A 26895-nucleotide genomic window follows, 5' to 3' on the forward strand; every position below is an offset into this window, starting at 1 on the left:
CAGAAAGGTAAGTGCTAAATGCAAGTCTCTCAGATTCTTGATAATTATACAGTGCAGTTAGTCGATCTCATTAACCATGGATCTTCATCGTCTTCTCCCTTTGACTTTGATATCCACTTTTCTGGAACATTTTCGTCCGGAACTAGTTTTGGATTTCAGGATGTACTACTCACCTTCTATTCACAGAATATTTCTGGTACAGGAAAAGTGACATTCAACGTTACGTGGACAGATGAAACTGGAACTCGCTCGCAATCGATAGACGCTACAGGGCAATTGCATATACGAGTCGATATTTCCACTGGATTTCATGTGTCAGTAACCATGAATTCTGTCGTAAATGCCCAGGTCTATTGCAAGGGGCTCATTTTAAGCATCGACTAGCCATGTAGTCGTCATAACCATTAACTCCTCAGGATCAATGGAGTTCGCATGAAAAATCTATGCTGCATTCTGGCCGCAATTGCGGCCTTTTTAATTTCCGGAGCGGCTCTCGGCCAATATACGGCTATCAAGGGAACAAATATTGGCATGGCGGACGGCCAGATTTGCTTCACAGGAACAGACAGCAACGACAATCAGATTTCTTACACGCCTTCGGGTGGGACTCTTGTGTCTGATTCTGTGTGCGCTAAAATCTCGAACGGTTCCTTATCCGAAGTGTTGCAGGTTGCAGATACATCTACCTCAACTCCTGCGGGCATGAGCTATCGCCTGACTCTCGTCAGTGACAAGAACGTATTTCTCACCATTCGTAATGTTGCGGTATCCGGTGCCAGCTGGGATTTCAGTTCCTTCGTACTTCCGGCAAAGGGTACGGCTTTGGGTTACGGAACGCCCAAAATGTTTTGTGAGGCAGGGGCGCAGTTTGTTTCTACCGATCAGCAACCGTCGAATTGGGTATGTACGAAGAACGGCACGACGGCAGTATGGCAGTCCTATCCATCGCAGGGCTATTGCCCCGAAAACTCAGCTTATCTGACCCCAAAGCAGGGCAATGCCTTTTGTGTTGCCTATCAATCAAGCGGACAAGGAGCGCCTACTGGGGCTTGCACTGAAAATGGTATGTACTTCCAGCAAGATGCAGGAGCGGCATTCCTCTGGTCCTGCGTAAATGGGGTGTGGACGCGCCTGATAAGCGGCGATGGAACAGTCAAGAGCATCGGCATTGCTGTACCTCCACAAATGACTGTTAGTGGTTCTCCCGTAACAGGATCAGGCACAATTAGCCTCGGACTCAATACCACCGGAAACGGTACAAGAGTTGCAACCGCCGCCAATAACGGAATCTCCGGAAACTGTATCTCCTGGGACAACAACGGCAATATTGCTGATGCTGGAGGCCCTTGCATCCTTAACACCTCCGGCCCAGCTAATGAAGCCTTGATGACACCGGATGGACAAGACGGATTGATAGCGCTACGCCACATCGTGACGAGAGATCTCCCTTTCAGCTACAGCGGATCCACATCTGAATTGGCGACGGTAAGCGGAACGCTCGTGTCCGGATCGATTGCCGCAGTCGGGGCAAATGGAAACTTGGTCAACGCGGATTCGACCTATTCCTTCCCGGGGCAGATACCCTCTCCCTCTCAGGTGCATGGGCTTGCTCCGTCGGCAACTATCGATACTACGAACGCTACAAACATAACCTCAGGGACGCTCAATCTTGCTCGCTTATCTGCTTCGCAATTCACCTGTCCGACTGGTAGCTTGATTCGTGAATTCACGCTCAACGACAACACGTCCACAGTGTGTGTCGAAGCGTCGGGCGTCACTAGCGTGGGTACTCTGGGATACATTCCCTTTTACTCTGCTGCTCCTAACGGCAACACACTCAGTTCCGATACTGTTTTTCGCACCGACGGAAATGGAAATCTCACGGCCAACTCTCTCCAACTGGAGATGACTAGCGGAGGCACCTTCGCACTCCTCGGCCTTGGTGGCGCTAATGCTGGCTGTTTGTACACCGATGCAGCCGGAAATGTCACCTCGACCAAGGCAGGATGCGGCGTAAACGGTACGGTCTCCTCTGTGGGACTACAAGACGTCTCGGGGAACTACACAATTACGAATACACCCATCACATCCTCGGGCGTTATTACCATGACGCCTGCTTATCAAAACCCGCATATGTATTGGCATGGACCAATCTCCGGGAAAGATCCGGCACAGCCGACCTGGTCGGTTATCGATTTGTCAGATTTGCCAGCTCCCACCGCATCGTACATTGCCAAGGCTGGCACACTGATAAACAACATCTCGGGAACCGCCGACAAGGCTACCAGAGCCACTAATGCCGATAAGGCAGACTATGCGACTTCCGCAGGGTCAGCTGCCAACGCTACCGCAGCTATTTCTGCGAATACAGCCGGCACGGCCAATACTGCATTGTCGCTGCAATTGACAACCTCTCCATTGGTCTGCGGAGCTAACCAGGCTTCGAAAGGAATCGACAATAACGGAAATGCTACGGGATGCTTTACGGTTGCTGGTGGAAGCGTCTTAAGTGTAGGCCTGCAAACTGGAGGAACAACTAGCGACGCACTTTATTCAGTCACGGGTGGCCCGGTTACTGTTAGCGGAAATCTTGGGCTGAATCTTAATACCCAGACGGCTAATTCATTCTTCCGTGGCCCTATTTCTGGTGATCCGGCGATCCCGTTCTTCGGCTCTATCATGACTGCGGATCTTCCGAGCCAGATCTTCAAAACGACTCCAACAACCTGTACTACGGGTCATGTTGCACTTGGCGTCGATTCGAAAGGAAATGCTGTCTGTGGTGACATCGGCTCTGTAATGTCAGTGGGCCTCAGCCTTCCGTCAATCTTTGCCGTAGCAGGTTCTCCCGTAACCTCGACAGGCACTCTCTCTGCAACTCTCAACCCTCAAAAAGCGAACTACATCTTCGCCTCGCCAGATGGAACTGATGGAATTCCCCTCTTCCGAGAAATGAAGGCAACCGATCTGCCGGCCGATTTCACTGCCCCAAAGGCTGCACAGCTGGCATCTACACCAAAGCAATGCCCCTCAGGGCAATTGTCGACAGGAATTGACGCCTCGGGGAATGCGATCTGCGGAAGTGCTGGAGCTGTAACCAGTGTTGGCTTGACGCTGAATTCTGCCTCTACAGATACTCTCTACTCGGCCGATGGGTCTCCAATCCTGACGAGTGGGACCATGAACCTGACGCTAAAGCCTCAAGCTGCGAATACGTTCTTCCGGGGCCCAAGCACCGGAGCATCCAACACGCCAAACTGGGGAAAGATCCTTACTGCCGATCTGCCCGCCCAGTTATTCCAGACAACGCCTACGAACTGCACCACCGGATTTGCCACCGGCATCGATGCATATGGAAATGCGGTTGGCTGTACGGCAGCCGGAACCGGCACCGTGAAGTCTGTAAACGTCGCAGGCATTTCGGGAATCCTCACTACAAGCGGGGGGCCGATCACAGATACAGGAACGATTTCCTTATCGCTTGCTAGTCAACCCCCGAACAGCTTCTTTCGTGCCCCCAATGGAAGTTCAGGAGTGCCGTCATTCGGTGGCATTATGGCTGCAGATCTGCCCCCAACTCTAGCTCCGCAATCAATCACAATCTCAAACATGATCGGCACTTGCGGCTTTGCATCTGGCTTCGGGGCAGACATGCTTAACGTAGGCAGATGTCAGAATTTCACTTCGAGCTCCTCTTTTGCGGGGATTGATTTCATGACTACCCCGGTTGCCGGATTGACAGGACAGGCAACAGGCATGAGAGTGTTCAACACCTCAAACCTCATGTCCGGCGCGCAGACACAGAGCGCAGCACTGTATTCAGTAGCGAGTGGACTTACTGGAAGCGACAACTGGAATTTCTATTCTGGCCCTTCTAGCCTTGTCGGAACTGTGCCCTCCAGTGGGGGATTCATTGGAACCGCTGCAAGCGTCTTTGGCTTTCAATCTGGTTCTTCTGCAGTCAATACTCCAACTGGGTCTCCTGATTCGGGCATGTCCCGCTGCGGCGCGGCTTGCCTGGCATTCGGGAATGGCAGCCAAGGAGATGGTACCGCTACAGTAAAGTTCGGATCGATTGATTTCGGCTCTTCAATTGGGACCATTGCGCCTTCCGGCGGAAATCTGAACGTTACTCTCGCGGCCGGGGTGAATGTCAACCTCACTGGCGGGTTTACTATGTCTGGGGCGGGCATCTTTAACAACACTATTTCCGTCGCTTCAACGTCGAATCTCAATGCAACCAACTTTGGTGGTAATGCGACTTGGCTACCACTAAATCCGGCTACCGCAACAAACAACTATGGATCAACCTCAGCCATCTTCAAGGGCTCGTATTGGAACGGATCGGCTCCCACCGATACGCTCTGGACGATACAGAACAAGGTCGGAAGTGGATCTGTTCCCGACCAGACTTTGACATTCACATCCTCCGGAACGTCTGGCACAGGATGGGTATCTCTTCCGAATCTGCATTTGTCTTCAGCCCAAGGGCAAGGTGGAGGATGCCTGCAGGCAGATGCTACGAGCGGCAAGGTAATAGCTATCGGCGTTCCTTGCGGAACTGGCGGCGGTGCTGGCAGCGGAACCGTGTCTCAGGTCAATCCTGACAATACAGGGAGTGCGTCTTCGCTCTTTATTGTGTCAGTTGCAACCCCAACCACTACACCGACGCTCTCTTATTCACTCGCGAATGCTGGAGCCCACACTTGGTTTGGCAATCCATCTTCCGGGAGTGCAACGCCTGGATTTAATCTGCTTACGGCAGCCGATATCCCGGTTCTTACCTCGGCCAATCTGCCGTCCAATACTGCCTTTCTGGATACGGCACAGAACTGGTCTGCTCTTCAGACGATGCAGAACTTGACCGTGACTGGGAGCCTCACTGCGTCCGGACTCACCGCTGGTCGTTGCGTGCAGACTGGCACAGGTGGAGCACTGACAGTCAGTACAACGCCATGCCAACCAGGAACCATGACGAGTCTGACGATCGCTGTCCCGTCAACTATGACAGTGACGACTCCGACTGTAACTACTTCGGGGACCATCACCCTTGGGACCAATGGCACAGGAGTTGGTAACAAGCTCGCTACCGTTTCTACGGTTGGAACACCTGGGCACTCAGTCATGTGGACATCCTCAGGAGATCTCGGAGACTCTGGCGGCACAGCAGGAACCGTTACGGCTGTCTCTGCGGGAAACCTGTCCCCATTGTTCACTACCACCGTCACGAGCGGTTCATCAACACCAGCGATTTCTTACACAGCCTCAGCCTTCGCGCCAAATTCCTTCTACGGTGGGCCTCCAACCGGCAGCACAGCAGGAACGCCATCGGTCAGAAACCTTGTAACAGCAGATTTGCCGAATCAGCTATTCAAGACAACTCCTGGCGTTTGTACGAACGGGTTCAGTATCGGTATCGACGCGTCTGGTAATTCCCGGTGCTCTAGTAACTCTTATGTATTGCAAACCATGCCTCAAGGCGCAATAGCGGAATCTATAGCCTCAGCGGATCTTAACAATGATGGATATCCTGACTTAGTTGTTCCTTCAGGCGCATCGATTCTCCTCTATGCAGGTTCACCTAGCGGAACATTTGCTTTAGCAAACACCATAACGATGTCTAACCCCGCGGTTATCGTTACTACTGGAGATCTAAACAACGACGGATTACCGGATTTGGTTGTAGCGGGTAACTGCGGAAGCTATTATTATGCAAATTGTCAAGTCCTGTCTTACACAAGCAATGGTCCTTTCAATTTTACATTGGCCGGAACGTATAGCACTGGAGGTGCAAACGACATCGCACTTGGAGATGTCAATGGAGACGGGAAACTAGACTTTGTAGTAACCACGATTGGCGGAGGACACGCGTACATCTACACTGGCAATGGTGATGGAACATTCACATCAAAGAGCAATGTTGCAACGTCTTCCTTCTCTATTGCACTCGGCGATCTAAATCATGATGGAAAGCTAGACATGATTACTGGACAGTATCAATCCACAGGTGCTCAACTCTGGTTTGGCGATGGGGCAGGAAATTTCACTTTAAACACTACACTTACGGCTCCAGGCGTTTATATCCATGACGTAAAGATTGCTGACTTTAACCAGGACGGATACAGCGATATCGAAGTAACAGGCATTGCAACTTCGTCTGTTTATATTTATATCAATCAAGGGTCATCGAATCCTGGTGTGTTCACACTGCATCAGACAATACCGTTTCTTGCTGGGCCTTACGACACGTCCGAAGAACACCAGGCAATTGGAGATTTTAATGGCGACGGGTGGCCTGATTTAGCCGTTATGAACGCGGCTAACACGTATATTTCTATTTATACAAATGATAAGTCAGGATCTGGAACCCTTCGTCTATACACCACGCTATCTACAGGGGGTACTCATCCATATGTTGGAACAATATGTAAAATAGGTATTAACAATACCGTTGACAGCATCGTGTCTGCTAATTACGCGGCTGTTACAGCATTTATGAACACATCCCCAGCTATGACACAACAGTATCCCTTGGCATGGGTCAGTACCAATACCGATCAGAACATCACGGGAGCAAAGACATTTGCTCCACAACAAACATTTGTCAACGGTATTTCAGTTCAAAACGGAGGATACGGCGACAATTGGCAAGTATCCAGTTCACATCCGTCTGTTGGCAATGGAACATTCAATACCGCACAGACCTATGCCGCCGGAACAAATCCATATCAAGTGACCATCACAGATTTCAACCATGATGGATACATGGATTATGTGGTAGCAAATAATGGGTCCGGAACAGTGTCTGTATTTCTTAACAATGGAAACGGTACATCCTCAAAAACAGACTACTACGTAGTTGGAGCACTCCAAGGCATAGCTACTGGAGATATCAATGGTGATGGCTATATGGACATCGCAGCTGTTCGGGCGGGAACGAGCGGTGTCGTAATACTTTCCAACCAAGGAAACGGCACATTTACATCTACTGCATATGGCGCGGCAGGAAGTAACTATCAATTTGTGGCCGTTGGAGATGTTAACAACGATGGCATGGCAGATGTTGTTATCACCGACTACACAGGTTATTTGTATGTTTGGCTTGGGAGATCTGGACAGCAAGGACCAATACCTACGTACACACTTTCCGCTGCCGGTTCTTTGCACGGGGTTGCTCTTGGGGACCTCGACAAAGATGGAAAAATGGATATCGTCGTCGCTGTATACGGAACGGGACAAGTCGAGACGTTCCATAACAATGGAAACGGATTCGATGCAGGTGTGACATATTCGTCAATAAGCGGCAGTGATCAGGTTCTTTTGGCAGATTTTAACCAGGATGGAATTCTCGATGCTGCTAATACCGGAACCAATATATCAGGTATCGTCTATTGGTACGGAACAGGATCAGGATCATTTGGCTCCAGAACGGATATCGTTCGCTCTGGTTCCGGAAGGGGATTAGCCGCTGGAGATGTCAATGGAGACGGATACCCGGATATCATTACTGCCGATTACGGATCAACCAGTCTCGGCCTATTTATCAACAAAGGCGGTAGTCTTGGGTTTAACGCCCCGACATACACAACAACAGCCGGAACTCCTGTTGGAATTGCCGTAGCCGATTTCAATAAAGACGGTATCAATGATCTTGTTAGCACGAACTACAGCGCGAACAGTTCATCTGTATTTATTGGAAAAGGAACCAGCTCAACAACTAATCTACTCAGCATCGCACACACTTCCGGTGTCACAAATGGTCAAGTTGCAGTTCCCTCACTCGCAACAGGTTCGATGACGGGAGCAATACGAACAGTAACCACAAGTGATATAGCTACGGTGAACGACTACACGATCTTGGTCAATGGAGCATCGCTTACCGAAACACTTCCGGCGAGTCCATACAACGGCCAAGTCATTACGGTAAAACTCATTGCTGCAAGCACATCCGTTTCAGTCTCCGGAAATGGTCACAACATTGATGGGTCTGGATCGCAGACTTTGACCAACTCTACATCTGGAATGGCATCTCTGCAGATGCAGTACTCTTCTTCTGCCTCTGCTTGGCTGATTCTAGCTAAGAACTAACCCCCCAATGCAACATTTCATAGCGACCGCCTTCGGGCGGCCGCTATCTTGAGTTTGTACATTTTTCGACTAAGCAGCGGCAGCTTGAACCATCTGAGTATCAGTGATGTTGGGAGTAGAAGGGTGGAGAGGAGGGTTTTGCCGCGATATTTCCTGGCGCAGCAAGGCGATGAGATCTAGGTAGGAAGGGCGACGAGCTTTCCGTCGCCATTTAGGTAGTTGTGCGTAGGCGTTGCCGCGTTCAGCGCCAAAGGCATGGAGCGAAGCGAGAAGCAGGGCACTGTAGGCTGCCACAGCCAGGACAGGTTGTTTGGGTACAGAGATAGGGCTGCCACAGCTGCGCTTGACCGACACCCAGGGTATCTTTTCCTTCGCGATGGTTGACCTCGATTTGCCAGCGGTCGAAATAGATCTGTATCAACTGCTTCGTCGAACTAGAGATATCGGTCGTCAACAGGTATGCAGGCTGGCGATAATAGGTTCGTTTACTCTTGCTTTTCTTGTAAGGCGGTGGCGCGATCACAAAAAGGCGGATAGCGCGCTTACCGGCTCCCCGCTGCCAATACACGTTTTTTACTTCCTTGTAACGGACTTTGCGCCACTTCCCTCCGTAGAAGATCTTGGTGATTTTCCAGTCATAGCTTTCGTCTTTGCGAATCTGTTCCGGAGTGAACTTTTCCAGCGCATAGAAGCGTCTACTATCCAAGGGTGCGCGAAAACATAGTTTCGCATCTTTTCGGGCTCGTGCCAGTAGTACGGATCTTTCGGGAACTTCGCCAAAACATGTTTGGTTACAGAAGCTGCCATCAGCGGTTAAGACCAAGATCTTGTTCTGCCCACCGAACAGATCTAGTTCCTCACGCAATTGTTTGCCCATCTCGACAAAACTACGAGATAGGTTCTTCTGTCTTGCTACGGTCTTATATTGCTGCAGCTCCTCGGCGCTGGCGCTGCGACCAGAACGTTTGACTCGGGAGACTTGATGAAAGCGAATCGGCAAAGCACGTGTGCTTACGTTCGACTTGCGATACAGCGGGACTAACAATGACGCCTGGAGAAAGCGCAAGCCCAACACGAGGTTGACATGAAAGGGAGGCGAAAGAGGATCACGCTGATAAAACGCCTGTTGAATGGAACGCCCAGTTTTATGCAGCTTGGTATCATCGATGGCGACGCCCACCAATCGCTGCGGACAGTACTCTAAAGCCCGCTTCAAAATCGGCTGGAATAATCGCTGCGGTTCCCTCCGGCAGCGAGAGTGGAGGAAATACTCAGCGCTCCAACTGCGAGGCTGATCCCCATTGGTCCAGATAATCCTGGACAGACAGCGTCTGCCCAGGATTATCTGCGAACCTAGCGCTTGCCGGGCGGCGCGTTCATGCGTACGCTGCTGCGGAAACACCTCACGCCAGCTCTCGACGATAGAAAGAAACGCCGGCTCTCGGGCCGGAGTGAGAAAGTATTCTTCTCCAGTCGCACAAAGCGATCCTGACGTGCAATCTTCTTACTCAACGAAGAGACCAAGCTCTCTCGATCGATGGCCACTCCAAATTGCGCATGGATACGATCGATTATCTCGGAGACGTGCAGAGGAGAACGAGCCTTCTTGAGTATGTCGAATGCAAGGTCTAGCTGAGACCTACCTCTCTTCCTGCGAGGCTCCTTCTCCTCGGCCGAACCTTGACGAAGGCGGCGAATTGCACGTAGCTGCGCCTCCAGAGAAGCTTCCACCGCAGACAGAACTGCATCTCGAACCTCGTGGTTCATGCTAGTGTAGCATCTCATTAATAGCATCATTTATATATAACGGGTCCTCTAATGTAGAGGAGAGCCCAATTTGCTCAGCCCATAGCTCTCACAGTATATATTCAACGGAAGTTGGAACAGTATGCACGCGGGCGTTCGACATCGGCGCGGGTAGCGTTGCGTAGCTGCATTGTGTTGATGGCCGCAGAGGGGCTTCAGAACAAACAGATTGCCGCCAGGCTGAAAACGTCGCACCCCGTATGCGCACTCTCTAGCGAGGACGATTTCTGCAACAAGGAGGTGCCGGCCTTCTCAAGGATGCTCCCCGACCAGGACGTAGCCCATCCATCACAGTGGAAGTCCACAGCAACCTTAATTGCAAAGACCACGCAGAGCACTCCAGCCAACGCTACGCATCGGTTCACGCGCACCATGGCGCGTGAGATGGTGGTATCGAAAGCATCTGTTTCGCGTAATTGGCAGGCCAATGGTTTGAAGCCGCTCCGCATCGAGAGCTTCAAAATCAGCATCGATCCTAAATTTGCCGACAAGTTGGAGGCCATCGCTAGACTCTATCTCAACCCCCCGGAACACGCGCTGGTGTTGTCGGTAGATGAGAAGAGCCAGATTCAGGTCCTGGATCGCACTCAACCGGGCTTGCCAATGAAGAAGTGACGCGGCCAGACCATGACACATGATTACAAGTGAAACGGCAGGGCCACCCTGTTTGCAGCACTGAATGTTGCCGACGGAGAGGTCTTCGGCTTGTGTCAGCAGAAACACCGCCATCAGGAGTGGCTAAGGTTCTTGCGCATGATCGATCAGACCGTTCCCGCCGAAAAAATCTATATAATCTGCGACAACTACTCAACCCATAAGTATGAGCGTGTGCAACGCTGGCTCGAGAAACATAAGCAATTCCATGTTCGCTTCACGCCCATCCTCGCCTCCTGGCTCAACATGGTTGAGCGCTTCTTTCGCGACATTACTCATAACCGCATCCGTCGCGGTATCTTCCTCGATCCCTGAATAATTGCCCAAGCAGTGGTGAAGGGATATCTAGAGCTTGAGTTGGAGAAGCATTTTTTCCAGACTTGTATGAATATTGGCCAGGGAAATTGGCACTGGGGGCCATGGGGGTCGTGCGATAGCGCTGTTGTGAATATACCTGGGTGCTGGATTTCGACATCCAGTTCTACTTTGATTCGATTCCGCACGAGCTTTTATTAAGTGCGATGGTAAAGCACACCGAACGGCACGAAGCTCTTTGCTCAATGGCCAAAGTTACATCGGGCGACGGTTGAGCGATAAGAGTCGGATGAGCGGAGACGTTCAAGTCCGGATCTGTGAGCGCCTAGAAGTGGGATTCCTCCGGGCGACTCGACCGAATGTGTATGTCCGCAGCCATCGGGCCGGTAAACGAGTGATGGCCCTATTACTGAAACTGTATGTTCGCTTGCGCCTTAATGCGAACGAGCCAAGAGCGCAGTGAGCAGTGTATTCCAGCGCAAGTTCCTGGGTTACAGCCTCTGAGTTACCGCAGGCGGCAAGATCAAACGCCGTGTGGCAGATAAGGCAGTGAGAACGTTCAAGCAGCGGATACGCAAGCTCGCCGGATGCTCGAACGGACGAAGCTTGCAGCAGGTAATGGCTCAACTACGCAGTTATGTGCTCGGATGGAAAGCATACTTTCGACTAGCCGAAACTCCCAAAGTCTGGAAAGAACTGGATCAGTGGATACGCCATCGAATACGAGCGACCCAACTCAAACAGTGGAGACGTGGCAAAACGATATATCGAGAACTTATGGTAAGGCAGGCAAATTCGGAGGTTGTGCTGATGGTGGCAGGAAATAGTCTCCGATTGTGGCGCAACAGCGGAAGCGCAATTTCACAGATGCGGCAAAATGTGAAGAACTGTGAATCGAAATTGCCGAATCCCTGAAAGAGTGGTCTAAGGCCGAAAGAGGGTGCTGGGCAGTGGTGTGGTTGGAGGAGAGGTTACTTCCTTCTATGTTGGAGAATCCAACATAGAGGTGAGTCTTTCCATGATCAACTTGATTGGAGTAGCCCAATCATTTGGTGTGATCTGCCGAAAGAGCGTAGCTGATGGATACCATGAACTGTCGTTACGATTCCGAAGCCAACGCCAGTCAGCTTGAGTATGGGGCAGTAGGATCCAAACGGGAATGCCTAGAGCTCCAGCCAAATGCGCAACTGCTGTATCGACACTGATAACTAAGTCTAGACCTGCTATAAAGACTGCCGTTTCAGTGAAGTCGGAGTTTTGAGAGCATGCATCGATAATAGTGAATTTGGATTGTATTTCCTGGATCTGTTTAGCTGCCTTCCCCAACTGGAGAGAATAGATAGTGATTCCTGAAATTGTTGCTAGAGGTAGGAAATCATGGAGCTTCATTGATCGGTGTGGGTCTTGCACGTGGGAGGAATTGCCAGCCCAGGCAATCCCCACGCGGAAACCAGATCCTGGCCATCTTTCCTTTACTCTTGCGACCTCATCTTTTTGGACTTGGAGATAAGAGGCGAATGATGGAATACTTTCTTCTGTGGTGCGAAAGGCCAGAGGTAGGCTCATGAGTGGACAATGCCATGAAACTTCTGGTAGCGGTTCTCCTTGAGCGATAACTCTACAGGTTCCCGGCATCATTTCAATCAGCTGGCGAAGAGCCGGCTGGACTTCGAGGATAACTTCCCCTCCACATTGAGTGACAAGCGGGGCGTAACGAACAAATTGTAATGTGTCGCCGAAACCTTGCTCTGCATGCAGTAAAATCTTTTCTCCGTGTAGCGGTTCGCCTCTCCAGATCGGACAACCAAAGCTCCTTAACTCGGTCGAGAAATCTTTTCGTTTCCACCGCCATTCGTATTCTTTCCAACCATCGGAGAAGTTTCCATGCCTTAAGAGAATTAGACCTCTATTCCAATGAAGAGCAGGATTTTCTGGATCGTCGGCCATGGCCTGTTTGTAGCATTCAAGTGCCGCTGCTGTATCTCCTAGCTCATCCAGCGTACATGCGAGATTGTTGCTTGCTTGCCAATGAACATCTTGTAGAGATTTGTTGCCAGAATCTGTATTTGATATGTTTCCACTTGAAGAGAGAGCTATCGCTTTTTTGTACGCCTGGATAGCTTCCGATAGACGGTCTCGCTCACGGAGTATATTGCCCAGGTTGTATTGGGCTTCAGCAAATCCAGGATCAATTACAATAGCGCGCATGCAGCACTCTTCTGCTTCAGAGAGCCTCCTCTCTTTGAGAAGTGATATTGCAAGGTTGCTATGTGCCCCTGCATAGCTTGGATCTATCTGAATCGCTTTCTGGTAGGAGGCTATTGCATTTTCTGGATCGTTAATTCTCGCGTAGGTTAATCCAAGATTGCTCAGGCATTCGGGATCTTGTGGATTCAGAGCCAATGCGGCTTTGTAGCATTCGATAGCTCCAGAATGGTCTTCTCTTTTCAGCAGGAGTCCTCCGAGATTGAAGAAGTATTCCTGATGTCTGTTGTCGAGTTGAATGGCTTTGCGATATGAAGAAATGGCTGGTTCGATCTTGTTGAGCTTAACTAATACTCGTGCAAGGTTATAGTACGCTTCCGCGAATGATGGCTGTAATTGAATTGCATGCTGATATGCCTCTGCCGCGATTTCCCATTGATTGAGATTCGTAAGTGCATTACCAAGTCCGTTGTGAGCTTCGAAATAATCAGGTTTGAGATTCAGTGCCTGTCGATAACAGCTTACAGCTTCATCTATTTGTTTATTCTTTAAATAAGTATTACCAAGGTTGTGATGGTAATGAGCGACAGCTGGTCTTTGAACGATAGCTGCTCGCATAAGCTCAATAGCCATATCGAGCTTGTCTAGCTGCTGAGCTACGACACCCAAGAGATGCAAGGCGTCACTGTGAGTTGGGTTCTGTTGCAGAATTGCCTGATAGCCTGCTGCCGCTTCTGCGAGCTGTCCTGCTTGATGATGCTTTAGCGCCTTGTTTAGGTTGCTCCCTTCAGAAGCATAATTCTCAGTCATAAAAGAACACCATGCATGGGTTTAAGCTGTAATAGCGTTGGTTACAAGCTTTTCTATCTGTGTGCAAACTTTACTAACCAATTCAGACCAATCGCCTGATTGCGCTTGCCGGAAGAGGCGGGCTGTTGGATACCAGGGGCTATCCTCTCGGTTTTTGAACCAGCGCCAGTCGATGCGACTGTAGGCCAAGAGAATCCAGACTGGGATGCCGAGTGCTCCAGCTAAATGTGATACTGAAGTGTCCACTGTAATGACTAAATCGAGACCGGCAATGAAAGCTGCGGTCTGGGCAAAATCTGTATTCCTGGAAGACGCATCCTGTATTGAAAATCTGAGAGATGGGTCGTGTAGTTGCTTGGCAGCTTCCCCAACTTGCAGAGAGTAGAGCGTGATACCTGGGATACTTCCCAATGGTGCGAAATCATCGAGGGTCATGGAACGATGATTGTTGTGACGATGGGTTTTCGCTCCGGCCCAAGCTATACCAACCCGTAATCCATGTCCGGGCCAACGGCTTTTGGCTTTTTCGATCTCTTGTTCCGGAACCTTAATATAGGACGTCGAGATGGGAATGTTTTCAAAAGATGTTCCAAATACGAGTGGAAGGCTCATTAGGGGGCACTGGCAGGAGATGGCAGGGACCGGATCTCCTTGAGCGATAACGCTTGAAACTCCCGGGTAGCCGGAAAGCAATCGGTGAAGTGCAGGTTGAACCTCAAGAATAATTTCTCCACCACGTTCTGCGACGAGCGGAATATAGCGTACAAACTGTAGCGTATCTCCATAGCCCTGTTCGGCATGAAGGAGGATCTTTTTGCCAAACAGCGGTTCTCCATTCCAACGTGGATACCATCGTTCGCGAGGCATATTCGGGAAATCATTCAGTTTCCAACGCCACTCGTATTCTTTCCATCCTTCAGCGAACTGGCCCTGCATTAAGAGAAGGCCACTTAAGTTGAAGTGATAGTCCGGATTTGCGCGATCAAGTTGAGTCGCTGTCCGATAGCAGGCGATAGCCTCTTCTGGTTTGTCGAGCATATCGAGCATACGGCCCAGATTGTAATGGGCTTCAGCAAAGGACGGATTTAACGAAATTGCGCTTCGATAGGCTTCTGCTGCTACATCTTCGATATTGAGCTTAGCCAGGGCATTTCCCATTCCATTATGTGCTTCATAATAGTTGGGCTTCAGCTGGATTGCCTGACGATAGCATTCGATAGCTGGGAGCGGCTGCTCGGCTTGTAGATAGGTGTTCCCCAGGTTGTGATGATAATGGGGCATTGAGGCGTTCTGTGCAATCGCAGCTTTGATAAGTTCAATTGCGGCTTCAAACTTGCCTTGTTGCTGTGCCACAACTCCGAGCAAGTGCAGGGCATCACTGTGTTGGACATTCTGTTGCAGAATAGCCTGATAGCCCTGTGCAGCAGCTTCAAGCCTACCTGCTTGATGATGCTCGAGTGCTTGTCTTAATAGCCGATCTATATTTAGGACAGAAGTGCTCATAATTGATCAATTGGAAGAACTGTTGCTCTTGGATGTGGCAGGCATATTGAAGCTGGCGAATTGCTCCAGCTCTGATTTAACGAGATCCATCAGTCCCGACCAGTCTGCGGTTTTGGATTGACGAAATAGTCGTGCACTTGGATACCATGGGCTGGTAGTTCTGTTATGAAGCCAGCGCCAGTCTGTCCATTCTTTGGTGAGCAATATCCAAATAGGGATACCGAGAGCGCCTGCTAGGTGTGCCACTGAAGTATCGACTGTTATTACCAGATCGAGTCCGCTGACGAAGGCAGCCGTATCGAAGAAGTCGGTATAACCGGAGCATACGTCCACGACTTGAAAATCGGCAGCTGCAGTAGCAATTTGTTTGCTTGCTTCTCCCACTTGGAGCGAATAGAGAGAAACTCCCTCTACCTTTCCCAGTGGTGACAGTTGTCTCAAGAGCATGGACCTGCAGTTGTGAACAGGATTTGTCGGACTACCACTCCAGGCGATACCCACGCGTAATCCACGGCCAGGCCACTGCTTTCGAGCCGCTTCAACGGCTTCCGGATTGATCCTGATATAAGGGCTTATCTCCGGAATAGTATCAACTGTTGTACGAAAGACGAACGGTAAGCTCATCAGTGAGCAGTAGCAATCAAAATCGGGTAAAGATTCACCCGCAGCTATCACCTGGGTAACGCCAGGCATTTGGCTGAGTGTCTTGCACAGGCGCGGTTGTACTTCCAGAATTACCCGCCCGCCACGTTGTGCAACCATTGGCGCGTAACGGACGAACTGAAGGGTATCTCCAAGACCCTGTTCGGCATGCAGGAGTATCGTCTTGCCGTGCAGGTCTTCGCCTTGCCACTGAGGCTTGCCTGAATTGCGGTACTGATTGGGGTATTCTGGAGTTTTTAATCTCCACTCAAACTCTGACCAGCCTTCTGGATACTGACCATCGGAGAGAAGGGCAAGTCCTAAATTGGTGCGAAGAAATGGATTATCAGGTAGTTCTTGTTTAGCCCGCCTGTAATACTCAAGTGTTTTCGGCAGGTCACTTCTCTTGTAATAGATATTTCCAATTTCCCAATTGGCTTTCGCATGCTGCGGATCAGCCTGTATCGCGTATCTATAAAGTTCTAGTGCTTCGTCGCTTCTGCCTATCTGTCCAAACTGCTTTGCAGTTTCAAAAAGATATTGGGCTTGTGTCGGATCTGAATGAGCATCGCTGCGGGTTAACTGTATAGCTTGACGATAGACTGCGATGGCTGCATCCAGCTCACCTTGCTTACTAAGCATTCTTCCAAGGTCGAAATATGCTTCTCTGAATGTGGGCTGAAACTTAATTGCCATCTGGTAGGAATCTGCGGCGACCTCAAACAGATTCAACTTAGCCAGTGCGTCGCCCATTCCTTTGTACGCGGCATAGTAGTCCGGCTTTATTCGAATAACTTGTTGATAGCATTCAATAGCCTCGCGGAATTGATTGGTCTGCAGATATGTATCACCAAGACCCTGGTGATAGTCCGGACCCAGGGGATTCAGGACTATTGCAGCTTTCATCAGATCGATGGCGTCGTTGTACCTGCCTTGCTGCTGAGCGAGAACTCCGAGCAAGCAAAAGACATCCGCTTGGCTCGGATCTTTTTCAAGAATCGCCTCGTATCCTTTTTTTGCTTCTTCGAGCTTTCCTTCATGGTGGAGTTGGAGAGAACGATTTAGCCGGTCGTGAATAGGCACTTGGTCTGAATTGTTTATGTCGGTCTCCAAAAGCTCCTCATTCATATCGCAAGGGTAGTGCAACTCATCTCGCCTATTAGGTCCTCTGGCCTTTACAAACTAATCAACCTTCCCAAAACAGGAATTGATCATGCTGAATTTCAAAATAGAAGATTTGAAGAGTTCTATACGTCGGAATGAGGGGGATCGTCTGGACGTCTATGCTGATAGTCTCGGAATCTGGACTACAGGTAACGGCTTCAATATGCAGAGGGCCGATGCCAAGACAGTCTGCGCTTCCTGTGGCATTCAGTACGACAGAGCAATGGCTTTGAAGGGAACCGGAAAGCCAGCTATCACAGAAGATCAGCGTAATTTGTTGCTTGAGCACTGCATTGCGGAAGTCATCCCTCAAGTTCGGAGAATTTTTGCCGGATTCGATGAGCTTTCAGGTGACAGGCAACTCGCATTGCTCGATATAGCTTGGGCTGGGGTTGGAACGCTGGCAAACTTCCATCGGATGTTGGAAGCGATTACTCGCCAAGATTGGGATACTGCTGCAGCCGAACTCCTGAACTCCAAGCTTGCTAAACAGTGGGGCAAGAGGGCATTACGCGATGCCGCGTTGTTGCGGGGGAAGTAAACATATTGTGCGGCCGCGCCCTATTAGGAATTTCTTATTTTTCTGGATCCATTCAGGAGGTGAACCTGCAGTGCGCTCATTCTGAATAAATATTGACCGCGATTTTTAGGTCCTGAAGGTGGCTTTTTGTCAGGGATGCCAGAAGACCGATGCAATTGCAAGAAGAATTGTTGATTTGACTTCAAAGGCTTTTATCTTTCAATCAGATGCTGGGAGCAGAATGACGTTGAATAAGTTTGCAACAGAGCAGGATTGCAAAGCCCGCTCAGGGGAAACGAGTTCTCTATGAGCAATAGGAATCATCAGACTTTGGTCCAGCTTCTGAATCAAGCTCTACAGCATCATCAGGCCGGACGATTGGGAGAGGCCGCAGCCGGATACCAGCAGATTCTGAATCAGAATCCAAAGCACAGTGATGCTTTGCATCTGATGGGAGTTGTGGCGCAGCAGATGGACAAACTCGATATGGCTATCGAGTTGATGAAGGCTGCCATTGCTGTCAACCCGTCTGTGGCTCATTATCACCATAATCTGGGAAATACTTATCTGAAGAACAAGCAAGCGGCAGAGGCTGTGCAATGTTATCGTCAAGCGATTCTGCTGAAGTCTGACTACTTTGAGGCGCATTTTGGGATGGGGAATGCACTCGCCGAGTTGAATCAATTTGAAGTGGCTGCTCAGGCTTATCAAACGTCGGTAAAGCTGCAACCGCGATTCGCAGAAGGTTATTACAATCTTGGACGGATGTTGAGCCAATTGAAGAAACTGGATGCGGCTATTGCTTGCTATCGTGCTGCTGTTGAGCTCGATAATAAACATCCAGAGTATTTCTTTAACTTGGGCTCTCTTTTGCTCAAGACTGAGAACTATGCTGAGGCAATTGACTGTTTCCAATCTGTGCTCGCTATGCAGGCTAATGATACTGAGGCTCTCTGTAACCTCGGAGCAGCTTATTACATCCTGAAAGACTACGTAGAGGGTGAAAAGGCTCTTCGTCGTGCGGTTGCCATCAAGCCCGATTATGCGATGGCGCATCTTCAGCTTGGTGCGCTTCTCTCTATCACGGAGAAGTCGGAAGAAGCTCAAACTTCCTATGAGACGGCGATACAACTGGACCCTTCTCTGGCTGAGGCATTCTGGGGATTGGGGAATCTATACCTTCAGAAGCAGAATCACGGAGAGGCAGAGAAGAACTTTCGCGAAGCTCTCAAACGAAAGTCTGAAGAAGTCGGCTATCATCGAAGCTTGGCTCAATCATTACTTGAGCAGAATAAGAGTGATGAGGCAATCGAATCATGCGAAAGTGCACTTGCGATAGATCCTAGATATCTCAATGCCTATTACACCTTGGGGCAAGCCCGAATTAAGGCGGAAGATTATTCTGGAGCGGAGATTACCTTTCACAAAGCTCTGGAAATCGATCCTGGATCGAGAGAGGCTTGGTTCAATCTGGGGGGCCTATACCAATCGCAGTTCAGATTTCCCGAGGCTATTGATTCCTATCGGAAAGCACTTGACCCGGATAACTCTTCGGCGGAAAGTGTTTTTACTCTGCCCATCTATTTGCCGACGATCTACAACTTAGGAATCTGCCTGCTTGGCAATGACCAAGTAGACAAAGCCATTCACTGTTATCAAGAAGCTCTAGATCACCATCCTGACGACGTCATGCTCCATAACAATCTAGCCGTTGTTCTGCTTAAGGCAGGCAGACTGGTCGAGGGTTGGGACGAGATGGAGTGGCGCTGGAAAAATCCAAAGTTTCCGACAAAACTGCGGGACTTCGGTTGTCCGATGTGGCATGGGGAGCCTCTAGACGGGAAAAAGATATTTCTCCACATGGAGCAGGGGTACGGCGACATTCTGCAGATGGTTCGCTATATCCCTCTTGTGGCAGAACGTGGCGGGAGAATTATTCTTGAGTCTCCACCCTCGTTAAGGAACCTGCTTTGTTGGATTCCAGAGATCGAGCGAATCATCATTACAAAAGGGAATTTGCCGGAGTTCGACTATCACTGCCCGCTGATGAGTCTGCCGAGAGCTTTTAAAACCTCTCTCGATACAATTCCAGCCGAAGTGCCCTACCTCAGCATTCCAAAGGACGAGGTAGATGCTCGAAAGCAGAAGTGGCCCGGAGAAGGGCTCCGAGTGGGACTTGTATGGAGTGGGAACCCGGAACACTATGCAGATGCATATCGCTCCATGCATCTGCGGCAGATGATTCCGTTGGGCCAAGTGCCCGGGGTGACGCTTTATTCTTTGCAGGTAGGTTCTGCTGTAGAGCAGATCGAGGAGGTCGCATCCTCTTTTCAGATCCTCGATGTTTGTTCCGGATATACAGACTTTGCCGATACTGCTGCGTTCATCTCTGGACTCGATCTCGTGATTACTGTAGATACCTCGGTGGCGCATTTATCCGGTGCTCTTGGTATCCCTGTCTGGATACTGCTTGCTTATGAACATGTCGATTGGCGTTGGCTTCTAGACAGGGAAGATAGTCCATGGTATCCGAGTGCACGGCTCTTCCGTCAGGAGAGGCCGAATGACTGGACTGGACTGATTACGAGAGTTCAATCTGAACTGAACAAACTTGCAATGGCATTTGGCGAGATCCGGAATTCTGCAATGGTGGCTTCTGCATGAGTACGAGTCCACTGAGTACGGCCGAGCTCCTGAACAAAGCTTTACAGCATCATCAAGCTGGGAGGTTAGGAGAGGCGGCGGCGGGATATCAACAAATTCTCACCCGGGATCCGCAGCATGGCGATGCGCTGCATCTATTGGGCGTAGTAGCGCAGCAAATGGACAAGCTCGATATGGCGATCGAGCTGATGAAGGCTGCCGTTGCGGTTAGCCCTTCTGTGGCTCACTATCACCACAACCTGGGAAATACCTATCTGAAAAACAAGCAGGCTGCTGAAGCAGCGAACTGCTACCGGCAGGCGCTTCTACTGAGGCCCGATTATTTTGAAGCGCACTTTGGCATGGGGAATGCATTAGCTGAATTAGGTGAATTCCAGATTGCTGCCGAGGCTTATCAAGCATCGGTAAAGATGCAGCCTCGGTTCGCAGAAGGCTATTACAATCTGGGCCGAATGCTGAGCAAGCTGGAAAAGTTCGATGCGGCTGTTGCCTGTTATCGTGCGGCGATTCAACTCGACGGCAATCAGCCTGCATATTTCTTTAACCTGGGCAATGCACTCAGAAGAAAAGAAGATTTCCTCGCCTCAATAGAGGCCTATCAAAGTTCACTTCTGCTTGAAGCCTTCGATCCCGAATGCAATAACAATCTTGGCCAGTCTCTCGATGTTGTAGGAAAAAAACGGGAAGCCGAGGAGGCATACCGGCGTGCGCTTACTCAAAAGCAGGATTATCTCGAGTGCTGGAAAAACTTAGGAAAATTACTTTCCGGAGAGAAGCGCTTTTCTGAGGCGGCAGAATGCTATCAACATGTTATCTCCCTTCAGCCTGACGATGCCGTCGCATATTTCTATCTGGGGATTGCTCAGCTGGAATTAAAGCATTCTTCTGATGCTGAGCAGTCATTCCGTTCGGCACTTGCTCTGGACGCAGATTTGCCTGAAGCTTATTTCAATTTAGGAAACATTCTTAGGGAAAGTTTTCGGCTTCCGGAGGCAATTCAATGCTACCGGAAGGCACAAGTAACGGAAAACGCTACATATCGTTCGCAGGCGACGATGAATCTTGCGCTCTCTCTTAATGAGAGCGGTTTGATTGACGAATCTCTCCAGACGTATCAAGAATCCTTCAAGGTCGATCCAGAGAATGCAATCATGCATTGCAACCATGCCTACACGCTTCTTATGGCTGGCAAATGGGAAGCTGGATGGTTGGAGCATGAATGGCGCTGGAAGCTAGAGGGCAATGCAAAACCTCGCAGTTTTGACCGACCTCTTTGGAGAGGCGAAGATCTCCGTGGCCAGAGAATTCTTATTCATGCAGAACAGGGCTTCGGCGATTCCATCCAATTCCTTCGTTATGTGCCTCTGATTGTGGAGCGCGGTGGGCGAGTGATTTTGAATGTTCAGCCCAATCTGCGCCGCCTGTTCGAAGGATATCCTGGCGTAGACCAAATTACCTCGCTAGGGGAATCGCTTCCGGAGTTTGATTACCATTGCCCATTTATGAGTTTGCCTCTGGCTTTTCATACTACCGTTGAAACAGTGCCATCGGCTCCCTCGTATTTATCTGTCCCTGCCAGCCAAGTGGCTGCAGCAAAGGACAGCTGGCCAGGTGCGGGGCTACGTGTTGGATTGGTATGGAGTGGACATCCTAAGCATGTCATGGATGCTCAGCGCTCGATGCATTTGCGGGAGCTTGTTCCTCTCTCTGATGTGTCGGGGGCTGCCTTTTATTCTCTTCAGGTAGGGAAGGCCGTTGATCAGATCAAAGAGGTGGAAGAATCTTTCTCTGTAGCCGTTGTCTGTTCCGGGTATTCCGATTTTGCCGATACGGCGGCATTTGTATCGGGTTTGGATCTGGTGATCGCAGTAGATACTGCAGTTGCACATCTGGCAGGTGCATTGGGAGTCCCCGTTTGGATTCTGATTGCACACAATAGAACCGATTGGCGCTGGCTGCGGGATCGATCCGATACACCTTGGTATCCTAGCGCACGCATCTTTCGGCAACCTCGGCCTGGCGACTGGTCCGGCCTTATATCGCTTGTTAAGTCTGAACTCCAGCGACTTGTATTGGAACCTAGTGCACTAGAAACAGGAAACATGGTGGTGACCGCACAGTGACTCAAGGAAATGCCAGGAAACAACAGCAGCTATTGAACGAATCCTTACAGCATCATCAGGCTGGGAGGTTAGGAGAAGCTGCAGCTGGATATCAAAGGATTTTGCAGGAAAATCCTCGACACTGTGATGCTCTCCATCTTCTGGGTGTTGTAGCTCAACAATTGGATAAGCTCGATATGGCAATCGAGCTTATGAAGGCTGCTGTTTCTATTAATCCGGGCATAGCTCACTATCACCATAATCTGGGGAATACTTACTCTAAAAACCATCAGATGATGGAGGCGGTGAACTGCTATCGCCAGGCGATTCTGCTTAAGCCCGATTACTTTGAAGCGCATCTTGGTATGGGGAATGCTCTTGCGGCACTAGACCAGGCGGAAGCGGCTGCGCAAGCCTATCAGCTGGCTATCAATTTGCAGCCACGGTTTGCGGAAGCGCATTATAATCTCGGTCGCATGTTATGCATGCTCCATAAGTTTGACGATGCGGTTGCTTCTTATCGTAAAGCCATTCAGCTTGATGCCCGTCATCCGGAGTACTTCTTCGATCTTGGGAATCTTCTGGTTGAACAGAAGGATTATTCCGGTGCGATGCATGCTTATCGAAGCTCGCTGGAGCTTAGTCCTAAAGATGCTGAGTGTAGTTACAGATTAGGACTGTTATTGTCTGTTTCTGGTAAGCACGAAGGAGCAGAGGCGTCATATCGATATGCTCTTGCCCAAAAGCCCGACTATTGTGACTGTTGGAGAACCTTGGGCACACTGTTCTCTGAGCAGAAGCGTTTTACGGAGGCTTTGGCGTGCTATCGTCGCACTGTTGAGCTGAATGCTCAGGATGCAACCGTTCATTTCCTCCTGGGGAAGGTTCAGCTACAACTGAATCAGCGTGCCGAGGCAGAACAGTCATTTCGACGATCGCTCGAGCTTAAGCCAGATGTTCCCGAAGTAAATCTGAGTCTGGGAAACCTCCTTCAGGACGATTTCAGACTTCGTGAAGCGATTAGCTGCTATCGTGAGGCACAGCTTTCTAAAGATCCGGGCATCCTTGGGCAGGCGTTAGGAAATCTCGCTCTCTGTTTCAATGAGATTGGAAAGCTTAGCGAATCGCTTGAGGCTTACCAAGAGTTATTCAAACTTTATCCCGACAATGCCATTACGCGCTGTAATCACTCCTACACTCTTCTTATGGCCGGCAAATGGAAAGAAGGATGGTTGGAACATGAGTGGCGCTGGAAGCTAGAGGGCAATGCAAAGCCACGCAGCTTTGATTGTCCACTATGGCGAGGAGAGCCACTCGAAGGCAAGAAGATTCTTCTTTACGCCGAGCAGGGATTGGGCGATACGATTCAATTTGTCCGATATGTTTCAATGGTTGCCCAACGCGGTGGACGTGTGATTCTCGATGTGCAGCCGCGGTTACATAGATTGTTCCAGAATTTTCCTGGTGTGGAGCAGATCGTTTCGACGGGTGACCCGCTGCCATCGTTCGACTATCATTGCCCCCTGATGAGCCTTCCCTGGGTTTTTGAGACAACAATAGATACAATTCCTGCGGCTGCGCAGTATCTTTCTCTGCCTCTGGAGGAAGTAGAGGCGGCAAGGGCAGCGCTTCCGGCCTCCGGTTTGCGTATCGGTGTTGTGTGGAGTGGTAGTCCTACTCATGTCATGAACTCATACCGCTCCATTCCTCTGAAAGAGCTAATTCCTTTAAGCGATGTATCGGGAACAACTTTCTATTCTTTGCAAATGGGACCGTCACTTGACCAGATTGGCGAGGTTGCATCATCCTTTCCTTTGATCGACGCTTGCTCGCAGCATAAAGATCTCACCGATACAGCAGCATTTGTAGCTGGATTGGATCTGGTAATTTCGATAGATACGTCTATCGCGCATCTGGCGGGCGCGTTGGGGATTCCCGTTTGGATTCTGCTTGCACACAACAGAATCGATTGGCGCTGGTTACGGGATCGGTCCGATACTCCCTGGTATCCCAGTGCACGCCTTTTCCGTCAACCTCAGCCTGGGGATTGGCCCGGCCTTGTGGCCATGATTAAGACGGAGCTGGAAAAATTGGTTGTGGAATATTCTATGAAAGACAAAAAGAATATGGCGGTGACAGCTCTGTGAGCAGTAAAGAGGATACAAGGCTACAGCGGTTGTTAAATCAATCTTTGCAGCATCATCAGGCGGGTCGGCTAGATGAAGCTGCCGCAGGCTATCAGGAGATTCTGCAACAGAATCCACGGCATAGTGATGCACTTCATCTGCTTGGTGTAGTTGCCCAACAGATGGAGAAGCTCGATATGGCTATTGAGCTTATGAAAGCTGCAGTTGCTGCCAATCCTTCCGTGCCGCACTATCACCACAATCTTGGAAATACCTACTTGAAGAACAGGCAAGGGATGGAGGCCGCGAATTGCTATCGCCAAGCCGTTCTTCTGAAGTCCGATTACTTTGAAGCACATTTCGGAATGGGAAATGCTCTTGCAGAGTTGAACCAGCCCGAGATAGCCGCGCAGGCCTACGGGATGGCGCTAAAGCTGCAACCAGGCTTTGCAGAAGCGCATTACAACCTGGGGCGAATGCTTAGCAAGCTCGAGCAGACAGATGCGGCGATTACTTGCTACCGTAATGCCATTCAACTGGACAAGAACAGGCCAGAGTATTACTTCAATCTTGGAAATGCCTGCCAGAAAAAGCAGGACTACCCTGGTGCTATTGAGGCGTTCAAAAGTTGCCTGGCAATACACCCTGAAGATGCAGAATGTCTATTCTGTCTGGGATCCTCTCTGGCTGCCAACAAGCAGGCTGTAGAAGCGGCAGATGCCTATCGCGGAGCCTTGTCTCTTAAGCCGAATTATCCTGAATGTCATAACTACCTGGGTGAGCTTCTTGCTGAAGAGGGAAAGTATGAAGAAGCCTCCTGTTGTTATGAAAGAGCTATCGCCGATAAGCCAGGATATGAACTTGCTCACTTTAATCTTGGGCTTGCTCGTTTAAAGCTTAAGGATTTATCCGCTGCCGAAGTCTCTTTTCGTGCAGCTGTAGATCTCGATCCTGGCTTGGTTGAAGCTCACTACAATCTGGGCAACGTTCTGCGTGAAAACTTCAGACAATCTGATGCAATTGTTTGCTACAAGCGAGTTATCGAATTGACGGCAGATTTCAGTACAGCGAATGAACCGGATAGATCGACGCTGAAGACTGCCAGATTCAGAGCTTTGTGTAATCTTGCCTTGGCCTTGAATGAATTGGGAGAAGCCGATAAGGCAATCGAGACATATCGCGAGTCTCTCAAGCTTGAACCTGAAGATGCGCGAACTCATTGCAATCTAGCCTATGCATTGTTGGCCGATGGACGCCTTCACGAGGGCTTCTTAGAGCAGGAATGGCGCTGGAAGCTTCCGATTAACAGGCCTCGCAGCTTCGATTGTCCACTTTGGAAAGGCGAGCCGCTTGATGGCCGGACAATCTTGATTCACGCCGAGCAAGGGCTGGGAGATACGATTCAATTCGTTCGCTATCTGCCATTGGTTGCTGCACGGGGTGGCCGCGTTGTTCTCGATGTTCAGCGCAGCCTTGCCAAGGTACTCAAGGACCTTCCAGGTGTTGATCTAGTGATTCCTAGCGGAGATCCTTTGCCGGAATTTTCCTGTCACTGCCCCCTGATGAGCTTGCCTATGATCTTTGGAACGCCGATGGAGACGATCTTCTCTGTGCCTTCGTACCTGTCCGTTCCGTCTGCCGTGATAGAAGAGGCAAAAGAGAAGTGGCAAAACGAGGGATTGAGGGTCGGTTTAGCATGGAGCGGAAATCCGGGCAATCCTACCGATATCTATCGATCGGCACGTCTGAAGCATCTTATGCCACTCGGAACCATCCCTGGAGTTTCCTACTATTCTCTACAGGTGGGAGAAAGCGTTAAGGAAATTGCCGGAGTTTCTCCCGATTTTCAAGTCGTTGACGTCTGCTCGAAATACACTGACTTTTATGATACGGCGGCATTCATTGCCGGGTTGGACCTTGTTATTACAGTCGATACCGCGGTTGCGCACCTAGCGGGAGCTCTGGGGATTCCTGTCTGGATCATGATTGCCAATTGCCGGAGTGACTGGCGCTGGTTCCGCAACCGGGAGGATACTCCCTGGTATCCCAGTGCACGTATCTTCCGTCAGCCACAGGCAGGAGATTGGCCGGGACTTGTCGAACTTATGAAGTCGGAGCTTGCCAAACTTGCCGCAGATCGTTGCCGACAGGAAGATTTGAAAGCTGTTTGCGCAGATCAATAAAGCTGATAGCAGGCCGTAGTGTGACCTCGTCTAAAGAACAGCTTGTCTGGCGTTCATTGATAGAGTGTGGCCATTCTTTCCATCTATTTTGCCGTCGATAGGCAAAATAGGAG

At 50.0% G+C, this 26895-nt stretch carries 13 protein-coding genes and 1 pseudogene; 9 read left to right on the forward strand and 5 right to left on the reverse strand.

Annotated features, from left to right (window positions below):
* Nucleotides 1–18 precede the first annotated feature (18 nt).
* Complete coding sequence (locus tag AC6I7T_RS28240) at nucleotides 19–384, forward strand: hypothetical protein (RefSeq protein WP_497791166.1); 366 nt, start codon at nucleotides 19–21, stop codon at nucleotides 382–384.
* 48 nt (nucleotides 385–432) lie between these two features.
* On the forward strand, nucleotides 433–8088 hold the full coding sequence (locus tag AC6I7T_RS28245) for a beta strand repeat-containing protein (protein ID WP_497791167.1): 7656 nt from the start codon (nucleotides 433–435) through the stop codon (nucleotides 8086–8088).
* 241 nt (nucleotides 8089–8329) lie between these two features.
* Here the strand turns inward: AC6I7T_RS28245 and AC6I7T_RS28250 are convergent, their stop codons facing one another.
* Both AC6I7T_RS28250 and AC6I7T_RS28255 read right to left on the reverse strand, forming a co-directional pair.
* Nucleotides 8330–9268: a hypothetical protein gene (locus tag AC6I7T_RS28250; protein ID WP_497791168.1), complete on the reverse strand. Its 939-nt coding sequence runs from the start codon at nucleotides 9266–9268 to the stop codon at nucleotides 8330–8332.
* Between the two features lie 173 nt (nucleotides 9269–9441).
* Entirely contained in the window at nucleotides 9442–9855 is a 414-nt protein-coding gene (locus AC6I7T_RS28255) for an HTH domain-containing protein (RefSeq protein ID WP_497791169.1), read from the reverse strand.
* Between the two features lie 81 nt (nucleotides 9856–9936).
* Here AC6I7T_RS28255 and AC6I7T_RS28260 point away from each other — a divergent pair.
* A pseudogene (locus tag AC6I7T_RS28260) lies at nucleotides 9937–10857 on the forward strand (IS630 family transposase); the annotation flags it as partial.
* Between the two features lie 555 nt (nucleotides 10858–11412).
* Entirely contained in the window at nucleotides 11413–11778 is a 366-nt protein-coding gene (locus tag AC6I7T_RS28265; RefSeq protein ID WP_497791170.1) for a group II intron maturase-specific domain-containing protein, read from the forward strand.
* Nucleotides 11779–11844: 66 nt separating this feature from the next.
* On the opposite strand, the gene AC6I7T_RS28270 is transcribed toward AC6I7T_RS28265, so the two are convergent.
* From AC6I7T_RS28270 to AC6I7T_RS28280, 3 genes are read right to left on the reverse strand one after another with little or no spacing between them, the layout of a single operon-like run.
* Nucleotides 11845–13878, reverse strand: coding sequence for a tetratricopeptide repeat protein (locus tag AC6I7T_RS28270; RefSeq protein WP_497791171.1), 2034 nt, complete (start codon nucleotides 13876–13878; stop codon nucleotides 11845–11847).
* Between the two features lie 21 nt (nucleotides 13879–13899).
* Nucleotides 13900–15381, reverse strand: coding sequence for a glycosyltransferase family 9 protein (locus AC6I7T_RS28275; protein WP_497791172.1), 1482 nt, complete (start codon nucleotides 15379–15381; stop codon nucleotides 13900–13902).
* Between the two features lie 6 nt (nucleotides 15382–15387).
* The gene (locus AC6I7T_RS28280) at nucleotides 15388–17136 is read right to left on the reverse strand and encodes a tetratricopeptide repeat protein (RefSeq protein ID WP_497791173.1); all 1749 of its coding nucleotides are present in this window, start codon (nucleotides 17134–17136) and stop codon (nucleotides 15388–15390) included.
* Nucleotides 17137–17236: 100 nt separating this feature from the next.
* On the opposite strand from AC6I7T_RS28280, the gene AC6I7T_RS28285 reads away from it, so the two are divergent.
* The 5 genes from AC6I7T_RS28285 to AC6I7T_RS28305 all read left to right on the forward strand — a co-directional run bounded on the left by AC6I7T_RS28285 (nucleotide 17237) and on the right by AC6I7T_RS28305 (nucleotide 26782).
* Nucleotides 17237–17728: a lysozyme family protein gene (locus AC6I7T_RS28285; protein ID WP_497791174.1), complete on the forward strand. Its 492-nt coding sequence runs from the start codon at nucleotides 17237–17239 to the stop codon at nucleotides 17726–17728.
* A 285-nt stretch (nucleotides 17729–18013) separates the two neighbouring features.
* Nucleotides 18014–20371 carry a tetratricopeptide repeat protein gene (locus tag AC6I7T_RS28290; protein ID WP_497791175.1) on the forward strand — a complete coding sequence of 786 codons (2358 nt, stop codon included), beginning with the start codon at nucleotides 18014–18016 and terminating at the stop codon, nucleotides 20369–20371.
* Nucleotides 20368–22494: a tetratricopeptide repeat protein gene (locus tag AC6I7T_RS28295; RefSeq protein ID WP_497791176.1), complete on the forward strand. Its 2127-nt coding sequence runs from the start codon at nucleotides 20368–20370 to the stop codon at nucleotides 22492–22494. Before AC6I7T_RS28290 ends, AC6I7T_RS28295 begins: the two co-directional genes overlap by 4 nt.
* Complete coding sequence (locus AC6I7T_RS28300) at nucleotides 22491–24620, forward strand: tetratricopeptide repeat protein (RefSeq protein WP_497791177.1); 2130 nt, start codon at nucleotides 22491–22493, stop codon at nucleotides 24618–24620. The genes AC6I7T_RS28295 and AC6I7T_RS28300 overlap by 4 nt, the downstream gene beginning before the upstream one ends.
* Complete coding sequence (locus AC6I7T_RS28305) at nucleotides 24617–26782, forward strand: tetratricopeptide repeat protein (RefSeq protein ID WP_497791178.1); 2166 nt, start codon at nucleotides 24617–24619, stop codon at nucleotides 26780–26782. Before AC6I7T_RS28300 ends, AC6I7T_RS28305 begins: the two co-directional genes overlap by 4 nt.
* Nucleotides 26783–26895 lie beyond the last annotated feature (113 nt).

The sequence above is a fragment of the Humiphilus diazotrophicus genome, from assembly GCF_059726315.1.